The following is a 16,437-nucleotide window of genomic DNA, read 5'->3' on the forward strand; positions in this document are numbered from 1 at the left end:
GCGTCAGATCGCTGCGTTCAAGGCCGCGTAATAGCCGGCATAATCGGGCCGCTTCTTGAGCACGGTCTCCAGATATTCTTCCAGCACCAGCTTGTCCTGCACGGGATCTTTCACGATCGCGCCAACGAGGCTGGCGGCAAGGCCTTCTGCGCCGAGCTTGCCGCTGTCGAACCAGGCCGCCTGGCTGAGGCCGCCGACCATGGTGGCGATCGCCTCGGCCGTAGACAGCGACCCGGACGGGGTCTTCAACGTTACCTTGCCATCCGCCGTCGCGCCGGAGCGCAACTCGCGGAAAATGGTCAGCACCCGGGCGATCTCCTCGCCGACATTCTTCGGCACCGGCAGGTCGAGACCGCCAGCCATCTCGCCGACGCGCTTGGAGACGATCGCTACTTCCTCCGCCATGTCTTCGGGCAGAGGCAGCACGACGACGTTGAAGCGGCGCTTCAGCGCCGACGACAATTCGTTGACGCCCTTGTCGCGGTTGTTGGCGGTGGCGATGATGTTGAAGCCGCGCCGCGCGTAGATCGAGGTGTTGAGTTCGGGGATCGGCATCATCTTTTCGGAGAGTACGGTGATCAGCGTGTCCTGCACGTCCGAGCCCATGCGCGTCAGTTCCTCGAGGCGGCAGAGCTTGCCGTCCTGCATGGCGCGGTAGAGCGGTGTCGGCACCAATGCTTCCTGGCTCGGGCCTTTGGCCAGAAGCTGCGCGTAGTTCCAGCCATAGCGGATCTGGTTCTCGTCGGTGCCGGCCGTGCATTGCACGATCAGCGTCGAGTCGCCCATGATGGCGGCGGCGAGATGTTCTGATACCCAGGATTTGGCGGTGCCGGGAACGCCGAGCAGCAACAACGCGCGGTCTGTGGCGAGCGTCGCCACGGCGGTTTCCATCAACCGGCGGCGGCCGACATATTTGGGCGTTATCAGCGTGCCGTCGTCAGCCTTTCCGCCGAGGAGATAGGTCAGCACCGCCTTTGGCGAAAGGCTCCAGCCGGCGGGCCTTTGCCGGTCGTCATTGCGCGCGAGCGCCTGCAACTCGGCGGCGTAGGCCTGCTCGACCGGAAGACGGATGGCTGCGTTCATTTGCTGTTCTCCGGATTGATCATGTGTTGGTTCAAGGGCCGGCCAGGGATGCGTTGAGGCGCAGAAGACCAAGCGACGGCGCTGCCGGCGCCATGCCGGCCGCGCCGACATCGCCGATCAATTTTTCCGCCGCCGCGGCGGTGGCGAGAAAGCCTAGCGTTTCCAGAAGCTGGTCGACGCCGCGTTTCACGGCGTCATCGTTACCCGCGACAGCGGCGCGCAGCGCCGGCAGCGTTTTGCCGTTTGTCAGATCGGCCCAGTCCAGCCAGCCTGCCTCGACGCCCTCGGCGAGGCTGAGCGCGCCAAGATACTGCTTGTCCTTCAGGATCAGCCTGATCAGGACACGCTGCCGGCGACTGTCCAGACGCGGCATCAAATGGAGGACGAAAAGCGCCGGCTTGCCGCCTTCAGCGACAAGCGTGTCGGCCATGTGCGTGACCGCGGCGTCACTGCCCGACGCGGCGACCATGCGGGCGACAAGGATATCGACATTGTTGTCGGCGCCGAACTGCCACGCGCCGATGAAATCAGACTCAGACACACCAAAACGCGCAGCAAGGTCGACCAGGTTGCAGGTTTCGAACAGTTCGGAGCGGCGTCGTTCCTGTGCCGGGGATTTCAGCTTTGCCGGCGCGTAGGTGGTGCGCCGGCGGATGAAGCCGGATTTGCCTTCGGTGATGAAGGCGGCGAGCTCGGCTATCGGGTCTTCCGGCCCGCTGTCACCTGGCTGGCCATGCTGCCCCAACCTTGCCAGCAGTCGACCGGCGAGTTCACGCACCTTGCCGGAGCGATCGGCGGACAGGCTTTTCAGGAAGGGCACGTCATCGGCGCCCAGGCCGAAGTGCATGAGTGCGATGAGCGTAAGCCTGATCTCCGCCGGTTCGTTTGATCCCTTGGTCTCGATCAGTTGGCGGGCCACAGCCGGCGCGGTACGGCGCATATCGGCCAGTGCCGTGCGGCGCGCTGCGGGGTAGAAATCGTCCCAGTTCTGCGCCGTCAGATGCTCACGTCTCGTGTGTTTTTCGCCATCCACGCCAGCCCGCCAATCGATCCAGGGTGCATAGACATCCGGGCTGGTCTGATCCGACGCTGCCGGCATCCAGTCCATCGGGTGCAGCACGAAACCACGGCTGGCGACGAGGCCCACCACACGCGACTTGGCTCTTGCGTCGGCGGCGTGTTTCAGCGCTGCTCGCAAAAGCGGCCGCAGCCGCTCAGGCAGCATGGGCAAGGCAAGCTCGGGCAGCGGCGGGCGACGCTTCAGCGTCTTTGGTGCTGCCGGCCGCAAGGCAATTTCGAGGGCTTGCGCGGCGATCGCCAGCAGCCGGCGCTCACGCTCTTCGGGGTTGGCACCGGCGGCGATGTCCTTCCAGGCGGCCGGGGCAAGGTCAAAGCTGGTTCCGCCGGTGATCCAACAATCGCGCATGGTCGCCAGACCCGTCTGCTCGATCTCGTTCACGACAGATCAAGCCTCCCGAAGCCGCTCTGCGCCGCCAGCAGATGAAGCCGGCTGCCGCTCCAGAGCGCTACCGTCGCCGCGAGGTCGAGACCAAGCAGCGTTGGGCTGACGGTATCGGCGATCGGCAAGGCGATGCCGTGCGGATCACCGGCGGACTGCCACCAGGCGTCGCCGCTATCATCCAGCAGGATCGCGCCGGGCGGCAGCATGACCGGACTATCGGTGAGCCAGGGAGCCGTGTCCTGGTGGGCGACATGGGCCGCGAGCGGATCGGCTGCGTCAAAGCCGAAATCCGGCCATTGCCCTGACGAGACATCGCCCTTGCGCTCCACCACCAGCGCCCGCAGCGGCTGGCGTGCCGGATAAAAGACCAGCCTTGCATCGAAGCGATCGCCCGGCGTGAACGCGTTGGACCGGCGGCCGGCAGAGGCCGGAAAATAGTCGAGAAGCAGGGCGAATCGCGGACTGGCGCTCTTCAGATCGAGCAGCCAGGTCGAATGGCTGACAAGACCGTCGCGGCGCGTCTCGATCTTCTCGCCAAGCACTTCCCAGACGCTTTCGACATGGAGTGCGTCGGGATTGCCGAGCACCTGCTCGCGGCCTTCAGAGGTCGATACAAGCCGCTTCAGTTCGGCGTCGTCAGGTGTCGATCGCCAGGCCTTGGCCAGCAGCACGAGCTTGCCGAGTTCGCGGATCGCGGCATCCGGGCGCTCTTCGCTGCGCAGCCCCATCAGCCGCGACGGAATCTCGTCGATGCGACCGGCAAGTGCCGTCGCCTTCATGTCGACCAGCCGTGCGGCAATGCGGCGGCAACGGTCGCTGCTGTTGTCGACAAAGCCGGCAAGGCCGAGCCGCAACTGATCCGATATCCATTGATCGAGCTCGTCCAGTGCCGCCGAAACCGAGGATCGCGTATCCTGGGCGCGCTTGCGCTGCGCGGCCTCGCGGCGCTCGACCGTGGCGGCGTCCTCGACAGCAACGCTTTCGTCGTCAAGCGAGACCTCGCCAATGCTCTTGCCAGCCGCGCCCGGCGCCGGTGCGGCCGGCTGTGAGGCGGTCTTCCGGCGACGCCCGAGCCAATCATTCACCCATTCCGGCGTCGAGGCGGTGGCGGTGAAACTCGCTGGTGTGGTGGCGGCGATCCACATCAGCGCCAATGTGTGCTTGCAGGGAAATTTTCGTGACGGACAGGTGCATTTGTAGCCGTGGTCGCCGGTGTCGACGACGACGCGATAGGGATTGGAGCCGGAGCCCTGGCATTCTCCCCAGATGAGCGCCAGCTGTTCGTTCTTTTCGAGCCGGGGCCAGTTCGATTGCTTGGTCAACTTGGAAGCGGAGCTCAACGACGCCTGATCAGGCGCGAGCGCTTCGATGGTTTTCAAGTCAAATTCCAAGCCGCGCCTCTCGTCGCTCGAACGAACGCCCACTGCCAGTATAGATGGCCTGATGTGACGGATTCTTGTAGCAGCAGAGGGATAGAGGTCGATACAGCGGGCCGCATTAATTTACGCCAACCAGTCCGATCCCGAGGCAATTCATGCTGCTGCTTAACGATCTATCACGGCGGAAGCATATCTTGGCAAGAATGCGCGGGCAGGTCCTATTGGAGCGTCCGCAATGGCGACTGGGCGGCGCGGTCGTGCGCGACGCCGACACCGGCATCCTCCGCGCCGATCGCACGGTCGAGACCGGTCGCCACCACCGAGACCCTGAAGCGGCCTTCCATGCTCTTGTCGAAGATCGCGCCGACGATGATGTCGGCGTCCTCATAGACCTCCTCGCGGATGCGGGTGGCGGCCTCGTCGACCTCGAACAGGGTCATGTCCCTGCCGCCCGATATCGAGACCAGCACGCCCTTGGCGCCTTTCATCGACACTTCGTCGAGCAGCGGATTGGCGATCGCGGCTTCCGCCGCCTTCATCGCCCGGCTTTCGCCAGACGCCTCGCCGGTTCCCATCATGGCGCGGCCCATGCCGCGCATGACCGATTTGACGTCGGCGAAGTCGAGATTGATCAGGCCTTCCTTGACGATCAGGTCGGTGATGCAGCTGACGCCGGAATAGAGCACCCGGTCGGCGATGACGAAGGCGTCGGCGAAGGTGGTCTTGGCGTCGGCGATGCGGAACAGATTCTGGTTCGGAATGACGATGACCGTGTCGGCGGCTTCGCGCAGCCGATCGATGCCCTCTTCGGCCATCTGCATGCGGCGCCTGCCCTCGAAGGTGAAAGGCTTGGTGACGACACCCACCGTCAGGATGCCGGCTTTGCGCGCGGCCTGGGCGATGATCGGCGCAGCGCCGGTGCCGGTGCCGCCGCCCATGCCGGCGGTGACGAAGCACATATGCGTGCCGGCCAGATGATCCATGATCTCGTCGAGCGATTCCTCGGCGGCAGCCCGGCCGATCTCGGGCAGCGAGCCGGCGCCCAGCCCTTCGGTGACGTGCGCGCCGAGCTGGATCAGCCGCGTCGCCTTCGACATGGTCAGCGCCTGGGCATCGGTGTTGGCGGCAATGAATTCGGTTCCCTGAAGCTGCTCCGTGATCATGTTGTTGATGGCGTTGCCGCCACCGCCGCCGACGCCGATAACGGTGATCTTGGGTCTCATCTCGGAGATTTCCGGCTTCTTGAACTCGGCCATGCCTGCTTCTCCTTCGCCAATTGCGCGCGCTTCACGACCCATAAGCAAACTGCCTGCTGGACATTGCAATCGAGCGGCATGACGCGAATCAGTCCGTTCGGATGGGTGCCCCAAAAAGCCAGAGAGCGGCCGGACGTGCAAGTGCGCGAAAGGTCAAGATTTGTGATGAAGAGGTAGAGCTCGTGCGACCGGCTGTCCGGTCCCGGGCGATCGCGCGCGATCCGGCGGCTTTCAGGACGCCTTGCGCTCGGGAACCTGACTGGTCGCCCGCTCCAGGATCGGCATCATCAGCGCGAACAGCTCCGCCTGCGATGACAGGCTGCATTTGTTGTAAAGCTGCTTGCGAAAGACCTTCACCGTCTGCGGGCTGACCCCGAGGTTCAAGCCGATCGAAGGCGAGGAGTGGCCCTGCAGGATGAGCAGCGCCACTTCGGCCTGGCGCTTGCTCAACAGCACATTGTGATGCGTGCACATCGCCGCGATCAGGCTGTCGGTGATCGACATCGAGCGCGGGGCGACCGCGGGCGGCGCTTCGGACGCGACCCAGTGGGCGCGCAGCAGCGACATGATCGCCGGCTCATGCGCGCGCAGGCATTGCTCGGCCTTGGCCGCGAAGGTCTGGCCGGATGAACCATCCTTGCCCATCGAGATGGTGATGGTGGCGTTCTCGCCGATCGGCAGCACCACCGAGATCTCGTCGGTGATGCCGATCCGGCCGTAATACCATTTGAAATAGCGGCTGCGGCGAAACTGATCCGGCGCCACGTCGAGAAGACGATAGAGCCCAGGCGCGCCGCGCCGCAGATGGAAATGATAGATCGGATCAAGCAGATAGGCCGCCGGCAGATATTGCTCGGCGAGATAGCGAAACACGTCCGGGCCGTAGATCTTCTTGTAGAGCACGTTGGGCACTGCGGTGCCCGAGAAAACAATGACGATGACGTTGTCGTAGCTGAGGCAGCGCCGCAGATACTCGGTAACAGCCGGATAGAACTCGCGCTTGCCGATCGCGTCGATGGTCAGCGCGAGGCCTTCAAAAACGGACTTTGTCACCAATCATACCCCGATGGGGGTATATACCCCCAAGAAACGATGCTCGTAGTGTAAATCAAAAAAGAAAGGGGTACGAGAGATTTGTCCAGTTTGCCATCAAAGAGAGCGTACAGGCCGGGATCGCGGCGCGGACTTTTGCCGCGATGAAACGTCCCGTCGATCATGGCGCCATGGCCGTTTCGGGCTACACGGTGCCCTGGCACACAGCGACTGGTACGCCCGTCGCGCTTCATGTCTCGTCGTCGCGGCCGGTGCGCACTGTGCGGATCGTGCGCCTCGACACGCCCACGGCCGAATTCATGGACTGGCATGTCGAACCGACCGGGACTGCCGCATCGCATCGCGACTTCGATCATGGGTCCTTCCCTAGGTTCGCGGCGACGGAACTGGCCAAGGCTACCGAAATCAGAGGCGTTTCCTTCGAAGTGTATTTGACCCGCAATGACGGCGCTCGCGTGCTCTTCGAGTGTGGAAATTTGCGCCTTGGGTTGCAGGACGGACGGCTGACGTCAGGCCATGACGGCAAGCCGCAGGAAATCGGCGAGACCTTGCCGGCGAACACCTGGCTCACGGTCGAGATTTCGTTCGATGGCGGCGGGACAGTCCTGAAGATCGGCTCCGACGACCTGTTGTCGCCGTTTCGCCTGCAGCGCCAATTCGATCGGCCCTGGTCCCTGTCCGGCGACATGGTCTTCGGTGCCAGCGCGGCAAACGATGTCAGATCGCTGAACGCCAAGTTTGCGGCGATCGCACTGCAAACCGCAGCGGGACGCATCGCCTGGACTTTCCCCACCTTGCTGCCGAGCGGTCCGATCGCCTCGACAGGCGGAGATGGCGTCCTCTTGCTGGACATCATCAACCAGCCGGCGTTCTGCATGACCTCGCGCCGCTGGGACGGGTCGAGCTTCGACCCCCGTTTGGTGCCGTCGCATTACGACGCGGTGCATTGCCATGACGACGACATGGGCGCGTTGCAGTGGCCCGCTTCCTACCATTTGCAGGTCCCCGCCGAAGCCTCTGCCGGCATCTATGCCTTCGAAATCGGTCATGACGAAGGATCGGAGCGCATCGTCTTCTTTGTCACCTCGACGGCACGCCGGGCGCCGTTGCTGTTCCTGGTGCCGACGGCCACCTATCTCGCCTATGCGGATGAATTCCTGCCGGCGCATCTCTATGAATGGATGTGCGAAGATCGTGGCCATCGCTTCGCCATCGATAACAATCTGAAGTCGCTCTACGACTATCACAGCGACCTCAGCGGCGTGTCCATCTCTTCCACCAGGAAGCCGAAGGCGACGCTGCGCGACGACTACAATTATCCCCTGTGCGGCTGCCCGCACAATCTGCCCGTCGACCTGCATTTTCTGCGCTTCTGCCACAATAACGGCATCGCCTTCGATCTCATCACCGACCGCGACCTGCATGAGCGCGGCGTAGCCGGCTTGCAGGGCTACCAGGCGGTCATTACCGGCAGCCATCCAGAATACATGTCGGTCGAGATGGAGCATGCGCTGCGCCAGTTCGCGGCGACGGGCGGCAGCATCGCCTATCTCGGCGGCAATGGCTTTGCCGGCAAGGTGGCGTTCCAGGATGATCTGATGGAACTGCGCCGTTCGCCACTCGAGGCCGGCCGCACCTGGGACGGACCGATCGCCGAACAATCGCTGTCGATCACCAACCAGCCGGGCGGCCATCTGCGCGCCAGCGGGCGCGGCGAATTCTCGCTGACCGGCGTCGCCATCTCGCTGATGGGTTTTGACGGTGCGCGACCTTTTACGCGCACGCCGGAAAGCCACGAGGTTTCCGCAGCTTGGCTGTTCGACGGCGTCGCCAACGAAACCTTCGGCGGCGAGGGCATCGTGCTTGGCGGTGCGGCCGGCTACGAAGTCGATGCCACCGACCCGCATCTCGGCACCTCTCCCGATACTACAGTCATTGCCCGCGCAACCGGCTTTCCGGACAGCTTCGTCCACGACGCGACGCGCTGGTATGAGGGCGGCGCGGAGGAACGCGCATCGCGGCGTTGCGCGGAGATGACGCTGCGCCATCTGCCATCAGGCGGCTTGATCTTCTCGGCAAGTTCGGTCGCCTGGTGCGGCGCCTTGCCGACCGGCGACGCCATGAACGACGTCGGCAGGATCACCAAGAATTTGCTGACGCATCTGGCGTCGGCAAAGAGCCGGCCGGCCCGGGATCGACAGCAACAGAGCGGGAGCCAACCCGCCGCCGGACCGGCTTAGACGCATAAAGACAGTTCAACATCACGCTTCGGGAACAAGGACCAGGATCATGGGATTGAGAAAACATTTCGTCGGGGCGGTCGCCCTGTTGGCACTCGCCACCGCACTGCCGTTCGCGGCACAGCCGGCAAAAGCACAGGACCTGCCGGTCGAGCCCGGCGTGTTCAAGCTCGCAATATCGCCCTGGCTCGGCTACGGCATGTGGTATATCGCGCAGGAAAAGGGCTTCTTCAAAGCCAACGGGCTGGAAGGCGTCGAGCTGACCAATTTCGTTGAAGACAAGGACATGGGCGCTGCGGTTGCCGCCGGCCAGGTCGACGGCGACAACGAATCCATCCAGCAGCTGCTGGCCAAGGTGCAGGCCGGCATTCCGGTCAAGGGCGTGCTGCTGCTCGATGCCAGCACCAAGGCCGATGCCATCCTCGTCAACAGCGACATCAAGACGGTGGCCGACCTCAAGGGCAAGCAGGTTGCCTTCGAACGCGGCTCGACCAGCGACCTGCTGCTGAACTATGTGCTGCAGAAGAACGGCATGACCATCGACGACGTCAACGTCCTGCCGATGCCGGCGGCAAGCGCCGGTACCGCGATCATTTCCGGCACCGTGCCGGCGGCCGTCACCTATGAGCCCTATATTTCGGCGGCCATCGGCGCCGACAAGAACATCAAGGTGCTGGCCGAGGCCGGCGAGGCGCCGGGCCTGATCAGCGACGTGCTTTCCGTGCCGGAAGAGACGCTGAAGAAGAAGCCGGGCCAGGTGCAGGCCATGCTGAAGAGCTGGGACCAGGCGCTGGAATATTATCGCGCCCACACCGAGGAAGGCCGCGCCATCATCGCCAAGGGCGTCGGCGCCGAGCCGGCGGACCTCGCCACGGCCTTCGACGGCGTGTCGTACTATTCGGTCAGCGAAAGCCAGAAGGCACTGAACGGCGTGTTCAAGTCCGACACTTATCCCGGCATCGTCAAGGCGGCGATCGCGGCCAAGCTGATCGACAAGGACATCGCCTACGACGCGGCCATCGACTCGAGCGTGGCGCATTCCAAGTAGTCGCCCGCGAACCGGGAGGCAGGCCATCGCGGCTCTGCCTCCCCGTCGCAATGGCGGGAAGAAACCCAGACATGACCAGTACCGACGTTCAAGTCGCCTTGACGTTCGATTTCGATGGCTATTCGACATGGATCGGCAGCCATCGGGCGACGTCGCCAAGCATGCTTTCGCGCGGCGAGTTCGATCCGATCGGCGCGCGCCGCATTCTCAAGGTGCTGGAGCAGGCCGGCATCCCGGCAACCTTCTTCGTGCCCGGCCATTCGGCGCTCGCCTTCCCGCCGGTCGTGCGCGCCTTTCGCGATGGCGGCCACGAGATCGGCCATCATGGCTGGGTTCATGAGAACCCGGTGATGCTGACGCGCGCGGAGGAGCGCACCGTCCTGCAGAGGGGCCTGGAGGCGCTGGACAAGGTCGCGGGCGTCAGGCCATCCGGTTACCGCTCGCCGGCCTGGGACAACAGCCCGTCCACCGTCGAACTGCTGCTCGAATTCGGCTTCGAATATGAAAGCTCGATGATGGGCAACGACCACGAGCCCTATTGGTGCCGGATCGGCGACGCGTGGTCGACGTCGGAAGAATTCCGCTTCGGCCTGCCGGTCGATCTCGTCGAAATGCCCGTCGCCTGGCATCTCGACGACTTTCCGCAATTCGAATTCCTGGCGACCGACAAGGGCTACCTGCCCGGCGGCCGCGCCCCCTCGACAGTGCTGGAGATCTGGAAGGCCGAGTTCGACTTCCTCTATCAGCGGATCGGCAACGGCGTGATGGTGGTGACCATGCATCCGCAGATCATGGGCCGCGGCCACCGCCTGCTGATGCTCGAGGAATTCATCCGCCACGTCGCCGCGCATGAACGCGCCGGCTTCACGACATGCCAGGACTATGTGCGGCAGTGGCGGAAGGGCCGTTCGCCGTCTCTGCCCGCTGATGCCGGTGACAACAGGCTGAGCAGATGAAAACGGCAATCGTCACCGGTGCCGCCGGCGGGATCGGCGGAGCAATCGCGACGCTGTTCGCGTCGACAGGTGCGACCGTGATCGCACTCGACCGGTCGTTCACCGGCGTGAGCGAACAGGCCACCGGCGCCGGCCAGATCCTGTCGGCCTCCTTCGATGTCGCAAGCGAGGCCGACTGGGCAAGGATTTCGGACATGGTTGCCCAGCGGTTCGGCCCTATCGATGCGCTGGTCAACAACGCCGCCATCTTCAATCCGGTGCCGTTCCTGGAAGAAAGTGTCGCCGGTTTCCAGGCCGTCACCGACGTCAACCAGCTTGGCACATTCCTTGGCATGCGCACTGCTGCGGCGCTGATGCCGGCGCAGGGCGGCTCGATCGTCAATGTCTGCTCGACCGGCGGCTTGAGAGGCTTCAGCGGCGCTTTCGCCTATTCGACCTCGAAATGGGCGATCCGTGGCATGACCAAGGTCGCGGCGCGCGAACTTGCCGGCCGCAACATCCGTGTCAACGCAGTGCATCCGGGTCTGGTCGATACGCCGATGCTTGGCGAGAACACGGCCGAGAACCTGGCTGCGATGACCGCCTCTGTGCCGCTCAACCGGTTGGCCAGGCCGCAGGAGATCGCGCATCTGGTGGCGTTCCTGGTGTCGCCCGGCAGCGATTACATCACCGGGTCCGAATTCACGATCGACGGCGGGCAGACGATCTAGATACCGCCCAGAAAGGGGCTGGCGATGGAAAAGCGATTTCAAGGGAGGACGGCCGTGGTGACGGGTGCCGGTAACGGTATCGGCCTGGCCACGGCCAGGAGACTGCAGGCTGAAGGCGCCGAGGTGCTTTCGGTCGACTGGAACGCGGACTATCTGGCGGACTGCACGGAACCGAAACTGACGATCGATCTCGCCGAGGACGATGCCCCGGCCCGGATCGTCGCGGTCGCCAAGGCGCAATTCGGGACCGTCGATGTCCTGATCAACAATGCCGGCGTCGCCGGGCCGAAGGCGCTTGCCGACAGCAGCGACGAATTGATCGACCATGTCATGGGGATCAACGTACGCGTGGCGATGCGGCTGACCCGCGACATGCTTCCGCATCTGGCGAGGCCGGGCGGCTGTATCGTCAATGTCTGTTCGGTGTTTGGCGAAGTCGGCTTTCCCAACACCGCCCCCTATGCTGCGTCCAAGGGAGCACTGTCGCAGCTGACGCGCCAGTTGGCCGCCGACCTGTCGGCCGACGGGATCCGCGTCAACGCCGTGGCGCCCGGCGTCATCAACACGCCGATCGTTGCCGAACGCATCGCGTCGGACGCCTGGTACCGGCGCGCCATGATCGAAACCACGCCGATCCGGCGTGTCGGCACGGCAGAGGATGTCGCCGGCGGCATCCTGTTCCTGTGCGGCCCCGACGCCCAGTTCATCACCGGCCATATCCTGAACATCGACGGCGGCTGGCTGGCCGCGCGCGTCGCCCCATGAGGGGCAGCCGAGAGCACGAAGGAAAGAGAATGTCACCTGTTGCAATCCACGACCTGGCCACGATGTCGTCCGAGGCGCGCACGCGCCTGCTGGAGCGGACCGAGGCCGATCTCACCGACACGATCCGCAAGGTCGAGCCGATCATCGCCGCTGTCCGAACCAGAGGTGACAATGCTCTGGTCGAGCTTGCCGCCCGGTTTGACGGCGTGACGCTGGAGCGTACGGCGCTGAAAGTATCCGCAAGCCAGATCGCAAGTGCCGAGAAGGAACTCGATGCCGAAATCGTCGCGGCGATCCGGCTCTCGGTGGCGCAGGTCAGGCGTTTCCATGAGGCGCAAATGCCCGACAATCTCTGGCTGAGCGAGGCAACTGAAGGCGCGCTGATCGGCGACCGCTGGACGTCGATCGATTCCGTCGCCTGCTACGTGCCACGCGGCAAGGGGTTCTTCCCGTCGAGCGCGATCATGACCGCGGTGCCCGCCAAGGTGGCCGGCGTGGCAAGGGTGGTGATCGTGACACCGCCGGGACCGGACGGCTCGGCCGACGCCGCCACGCGCTTCATCGCTTCGCTGATCGGCATCGAGGACATCTATCTCTGCGGCGGCGCCCAGGCGGTGGCGGCGGTCGCCTATGGCACCGAGACCGTGCCGAAATGCGCAAAGATCGTCGGCCCCGGCAGCCCTTGGGTCAGCGCGGCGCGCCAGCTTCTGTCGAATCGGATCGATCCGGGCAGCCCCGCCGGCCCGAGCGAATTGCTGGTCTATGCCGACAACTCGGTCCCTGCCGCACTCGCCGCACTGGAGCTGACGGTTGAATCGGAACACGGCCCCGACTCCTCCGCTTTTGTCGTCACCACAGACCGGGCGCTCGCGGAAGCCATCGCCGCCGCGGTACCGGAATTCTGGGAAGCGATGGAAGACTATCGCGCGGATTTTTCCCGCACCGTGCTCAACGGCAGGAATGGCGGCATCGTGCTGGCGCCTTCGATCGATGCAGCGTTCGACTTCATCAACGACTATGCCGCCGAGCATCTCGCCGTGCTGTCGACATCCGCTTTCGAATTGCTGCCGAGGATCAGGAACGCCGGCGAAATCCTGCTCGGTCCGCATTCGGCAATCCCGATCGCAAACTTCGTGCTGGGGCCGAGCCACGTCCTGCCGACGGGTGGGCGGGCCAACACGGCCTCGCCGCTGTCCGTCTTCGATTTCATGAAGCGCTCTTCGATCGCCTACCTGTCCCAGGCGGCCTATCAGCGGCTGGCGCACGCGGCTCGCACCTTCGCCCTCTATGAAGGGTTCATGGCGCACGCGAATTCGGTTTCGGAAATCCGCGATCGCATCCTGTCGAACAGCAGACCTTTCACCGGCTCTAACTCTTTGTTTTGACGCAATTCCGGACGGAAAACCGTTTCACACTTTTCCTGGAATTGCTCTAGCGAGATGACGATGACCATACAGACCGACACAGCGGCCCCGAAGCAGACCACGCAACGTCCCCAACGCAAGCCGTTGCTGAGCATGGCGGCGGAGATTTCCGGCTCGATCTATCTGTTCATCGCCGTCTGCGCCTTCCTGCTCTTCATCGCGGCGTGGTTCCTGGCGACCGGGCTTGGCGTGGCGAAGCCGATCTTCCTGCCCTCGCCCCTTGCCGTCGTCGCCAAGCTTACAAAGCTGGCAATGGATGGAACGCTGGCCAGCGATGTCGGCAACAGCGTCTATCGCATCATGATCGGCTTCCTCATCGCCTCGGTGATGGCGCTGGCAACGGCAATCCTGATCGGCGCCTATCGCTTCTGGGAAGCGGCGATCGAGCCGTTTCTCGATTTCGTCCGCTACATGCCGGTCGTCGCCTTCGTGCCGCTGACCATCCTGTGGAGCGGCACTGGCGACATCCAGAAATTCCTGATCATCTGGATCGGCACCTATTTCCAGCAGGCGCTGATGTTCAAGGACAACATCAAGCGCGTTCCCACAGACTTCATCGGCTTCGGACGAACATTGGGGATGAGCGATTTGCGCGTGCTGATGCGCATTGTCGTGCCCTCGGCGATGCCGCAGATCTGGGACACGCTGCGCATCTCGCTGGGCTGGGCCTGGACCTGGGTGACGCTGGCCGAACTGGTCGCCGCCAATTCAGGACTTGGCTACCGGATCACGGTCGCCCAACGCTACCTGCAAACCGACATGGCGATCGGATACATACTGGTGCTCGGCATACTGGGCCTGGCGACGGACCAGATCATGCGTTTCCTCGGTCGGCATTTCTTCAAATATGAGAGGAAGTCCTGACATGCAGGCGCATCCCAAGCTGAAGATCTCGCATCTGCAGAAATCGTTCACGAATGGACGTTCGACGATCAAGGTGCTCGACGACATCAACCTCGAAGTCGGTGACAACGAGTTCGTTTCGCTGGTCGGCGCGTCGGGCTGCGGCAAGAGCACGCTGCTGTCGATCATCGCCGGCTTGCAGGACTACGAGCAAGGCGAGATGCTGGTCGACGGCAGCCCGATCAACGGGCCGGGCCGCGACCGTGGCGTCGTCTTCCAGTCCTACACCTTGCTGCCATGGCTGACGGCGCTGCAGAATGTCGAGTTCGCGCTGCGCGAGACCGGACATGACGCCAAGGACATCCCCGAGGTGGCGCGCCAGCATCTCGACCTGGTCAAGCTTTCGCGCTTTGCCGACAGCTTTCCAAGCCAGCTTTCCGGCGGCATGAAGCAGCGCGTCGCCATTGCGCGCGCCCTCTCCTACCGGCCGAAGATGCTGTTGATGGACGAGCCCTTCGGTGCGCTGGATGCGCTCACCCGTGGCCAGATGCAGGAGCTCTTGATGCAGATCTGGCAGGAGCATCGCCTGACCGTGATCTTCGTCACCCACGATGTCGAGGAGGCGGTCTATCTGTCCGACCGCATCTTCGTCATGGGCCTCAATCCGGGGCGCATCAAGGAGTGCATTGCGGTGCCTGCCGTCAGGCCGAGACCGACCGGCATTCAGCATGACCGCGACGTCCTGGAACTTCAGGCGCAAGTGCTGAAATCCATCCGCGAAGAAACCCGCCGAGCCGAGTTCGACTGAGCGTCGGGCCAGGAGCGGCTCATCGTTTCACCCAGAACGAAGTGGCGAATTCCGGCGTCTGACAAAATGCACTAAGGTCGATCTCGCCAGCCAATTCGAGGTCTCTTTCCATGACGGCAGTCGCGCCCTTTCCGCTCATCGACGTGAGCGGAACACCAACCGAGCGCGGCAAGGCCTATGGCGAACAGGCACGCGGCCGCATCCATGCGTCCGTGGCCTTGTATGCCGCGCAGCTCGACCGGTTCGGCTTCGGGCCGGGCGATGTCGATCGTTTCGGTGGCATGTTCCTGCCCCGTCTTCGGCAATGGGCGCCCGACCTTGTCGAGGAGATGGAAGGCATTGCCGCCGGCGCCAATCTCGACCTGTCCTCGATCCTGCTGGTCAACGCCCGCACCGAAATCCTGCAACTGGCCAAGCGCGAGAAAGGCATCACCGATGACGAGCCCGACGGCTGCACGGGCGCGGTGATCCTACCGGAGGCGACCAAGGCCGGCCGGCTGATCCACGGTCAGAACTGGGACTGGCGCGCCGAATGCGCGGAAACCTCGATCGTGCTGCGCGTGCGGCGCGAAGACGGCCCGGATCTGCTTACCTTCACCGAGGCCGGCGGGCTCGCCCGCAGCGGCTTCAACTCGGCCGGCATCGGCATCACCGCGAACTATCTGGAATCCGATCGCGACTATCGCGACATCGGCATCCCCCTGCCCTTCATCCGCCGCCGCGTGCTGGAGGCAAGGCATTTCGCCCATGCCATCAAGGTGGTGGCGACGACGCCGAAGTCCTGTTCCAACAACATGATGCTGAGCACCGCCGAGGGTTTTGCCGTCGACATCGAATGCGCGCCGGACGAAGCCTTTCCGATCTATCCCGAGAACGACCTGATCGTGCATGCCAATCATTGGCAAAGCCCTGTTGCTTTGTCGAAGCTGCGCGAGACGGGGCTCAGCGACGTGCCTGACAGTCTCTACCGCGACTACCGCGTGCGCCGGCATCTTGACACCCGGCACGGCGACATCACCGTCGACGACCTCAAGCAGGCACTGTTCGACGATTTTGCAGCACCCTTCAGCGTCTGCCGCCCGGCGATCCGCGAGGGAGGCGGTAATCTGTCGGCGACGGTGGCGATGATCATCTTCGAGCCGGCCAGCGGGTTCATGGAAATCGCACCGCTGCCGGGCGAGAATCGCATCTTCACACGCTATGAACTGGCAATGGACGAGGCGGTTCTGGAGAAAGCGGAAAAGCGGTAGCAACGCGTAGAGGCCTTCAACGTCGAACCTGCCTTTGGCCGCATTGCTACACGGCTTGCCGCGCAACGATTGAGGCGTCTATTATGTGCCGATAAATCGCTGGCTTCGGCGTCCCGCCATGCTCGGCCCGATCGGATTGTCCGCGGCTGTTGTCGTCAGG

14 protein-coding genes are annotated in these 16,437 nt (G+C 63.8%); 9 read left to right on the forward strand and 5 right to left on the reverse strand.

Annotated elements, in window-relative coordinates; all coding sequences use genetic code 11:
* Positions 1 to 3 precede the first annotated feature (3 nt).
* The 5 genes from DBIPINDM_RS07410 to DBIPINDM_RS07430 form a co-directional block, all read right to left on the reverse strand.
* Positions 4 to 1,083 (reverse strand): ATP-binding protein, encoded by a 1,080-nt coding sequence (locus DBIPINDM_RS07410; RefSeq protein ID WP_258585122.1) that lies wholly within the window; start codon positions 1,081 to 1,083, stop codon positions 4 to 6.
* A 31-nt stretch (positions 1,084 to 1,114) separates the two neighbouring features.
* Positions 1,115 to 2,542 (reverse strand): DUF5691 domain-containing protein, encoded by a 1,428-nt coding sequence (locus tag DBIPINDM_RS07415; protein WP_258585123.1) that lies wholly within the window; start codon positions 2,540 to 2,542, stop codon positions 1,115 to 1,117.
* Complete coding sequence (locus DBIPINDM_RS07420) at positions 2,539 to 3,924, reverse strand: SWIM zinc finger family protein (protein WP_258585124.1); 1,386 nt, start codon at positions 3,922 to 3,924, stop codon at positions 2,539 to 2,541. Before DBIPINDM_RS07420 ends, DBIPINDM_RS07415 begins: the two co-directional genes overlap by 4 nt.
* 218 nt (positions 3,925 to 4,142) lie before the next feature.
* On the reverse strand, positions 4,143 to 5,180 hold the full coding sequence (gene ftsZ / locus DBIPINDM_RS07425) for a cell division protein FtsZ (protein WP_258585125.1): 1,038 nt from the start codon (positions 5,178 to 5,180) through the stop codon (positions 4,143 to 4,145).
* Between the two features lie 231 nt (positions 5,181 to 5,411).
* Entirely contained in the window at positions 5,412 to 6,233 is an 822-nt protein-coding gene (locus DBIPINDM_RS07430) for a LuxR C-terminal-related transcriptional regulator (protein WP_258585126.1), read from the reverse strand.
* 143 nt (positions 6,234 to 6,376) lie between these two features.
* Here DBIPINDM_RS07430 and DBIPINDM_RS07435 point away from each other — a divergent pair, with 143 nt between their 5' ends.
* The 9 genes from DBIPINDM_RS07435 to DBIPINDM_RS07475 all read left to right on the forward strand — a co-directional run bounded on the left by DBIPINDM_RS07435 (position 6,377) and on the right by DBIPINDM_RS07475 (position 16,277).
* Entirely contained in the window at positions 6,377 to 8,473 is a 2,097-nt protein-coding gene (locus DBIPINDM_RS07435; protein ID WP_258585127.1) for a N,N-dimethylformamidase beta subunit family domain-containing protein, read from the forward strand.
* A 49-nt stretch (positions 8,474 to 8,522) separates the two neighbouring features.
* Complete coding sequence (locus tag DBIPINDM_RS07440) at positions 8,523 to 9,521, forward strand: ABC transporter substrate-binding protein (RefSeq protein ID WP_258585128.1); 999 nt, start codon at positions 8,523 to 8,525, stop codon at positions 9,519 to 9,521.
* Positions 9,522 to 9,592: 71 nt separating this feature from the next.
* Entirely contained in the window at positions 9,593 to 10,477 is an 885-nt protein-coding gene (locus DBIPINDM_RS07445; protein ID WP_258585129.1) for a polysaccharide deacetylase family protein, read from the forward strand.
* Complete coding sequence (locus DBIPINDM_RS07450; RefSeq protein ID WP_258585130.1) at positions 10,474 to 11,187, forward strand: SDR family NAD(P)-dependent oxidoreductase; 714 nt, start codon at positions 10,474 to 10,476, stop codon at positions 11,185 to 11,187. The genes DBIPINDM_RS07445 and DBIPINDM_RS07450 overlap by 4 nt, the downstream gene beginning before the upstream one ends.
* A gap of 24 nt (positions 11,188 to 11,211) precedes the next feature.
* Positions 11,212 to 11,952, forward strand: a complete 741-nt coding sequence (locus DBIPINDM_RS07455) for an SDR family NAD(P)-dependent oxidoreductase (protein WP_258585131.1) — start codon at positions 11,212 to 11,214, stop codon at positions 11,950 to 11,952.
* Positions 11,953 to 11,981: 29 nt separating this feature from the next.
* Positions 11,982 to 13,337 (forward strand): histidinol dehydrogenase, encoded by a 1,356-nt coding sequence (gene hisD, locus DBIPINDM_RS07460; RefSeq protein WP_258585132.1) that lies wholly within the window; start codon positions 11,982 to 11,984, stop codon positions 13,335 to 13,337.
* Positions 13,338 to 13,469: 132 nt separating this feature from the next.
* A complete protein-coding gene (locus DBIPINDM_RS07465) occupies positions 13,470 to 14,240 on the forward strand; it encodes an ABC transporter permease (RefSeq protein ID WP_258589213.1) in 771 nt (256 codons plus the stop codon).
* Position 14,241: 1 nt separating this feature from the next.
* The gene (locus tag DBIPINDM_RS07470; protein WP_258585133.1) at positions 14,242 to 15,027 is read left to right on the forward strand and encodes an ABC transporter ATP-binding protein; all 786 of its coding nucleotides are present in this window, start codon (positions 14,242 to 14,244) and stop codon (positions 15,025 to 15,027) included.
* A gap of 110 nt (positions 15,028 to 15,137) precedes the next feature.
* Positions 15,138 to 16,277 carry a C45 family autoproteolytic acyltransferase/hydolase gene (locus DBIPINDM_RS07475; protein WP_258585134.1) on the forward strand — a complete coding sequence of 380 codons (1,140 nt, stop codon included), beginning with the start codon at positions 15,138 to 15,140 and terminating at the stop codon, positions 16,275 to 16,277.
* The last annotated feature ends 160 nt before the right edge of the window (positions 16,278 to 16,437 follow it).

It is taken from the genome of Mesorhizobium sp. AR02, assembly GCF_024746835.1.
GTDB lineage: Bacteria > Pseudomonadota > Alphaproteobacteria > Rhizobiales > Rhizobiaceae > Mesorhizobium.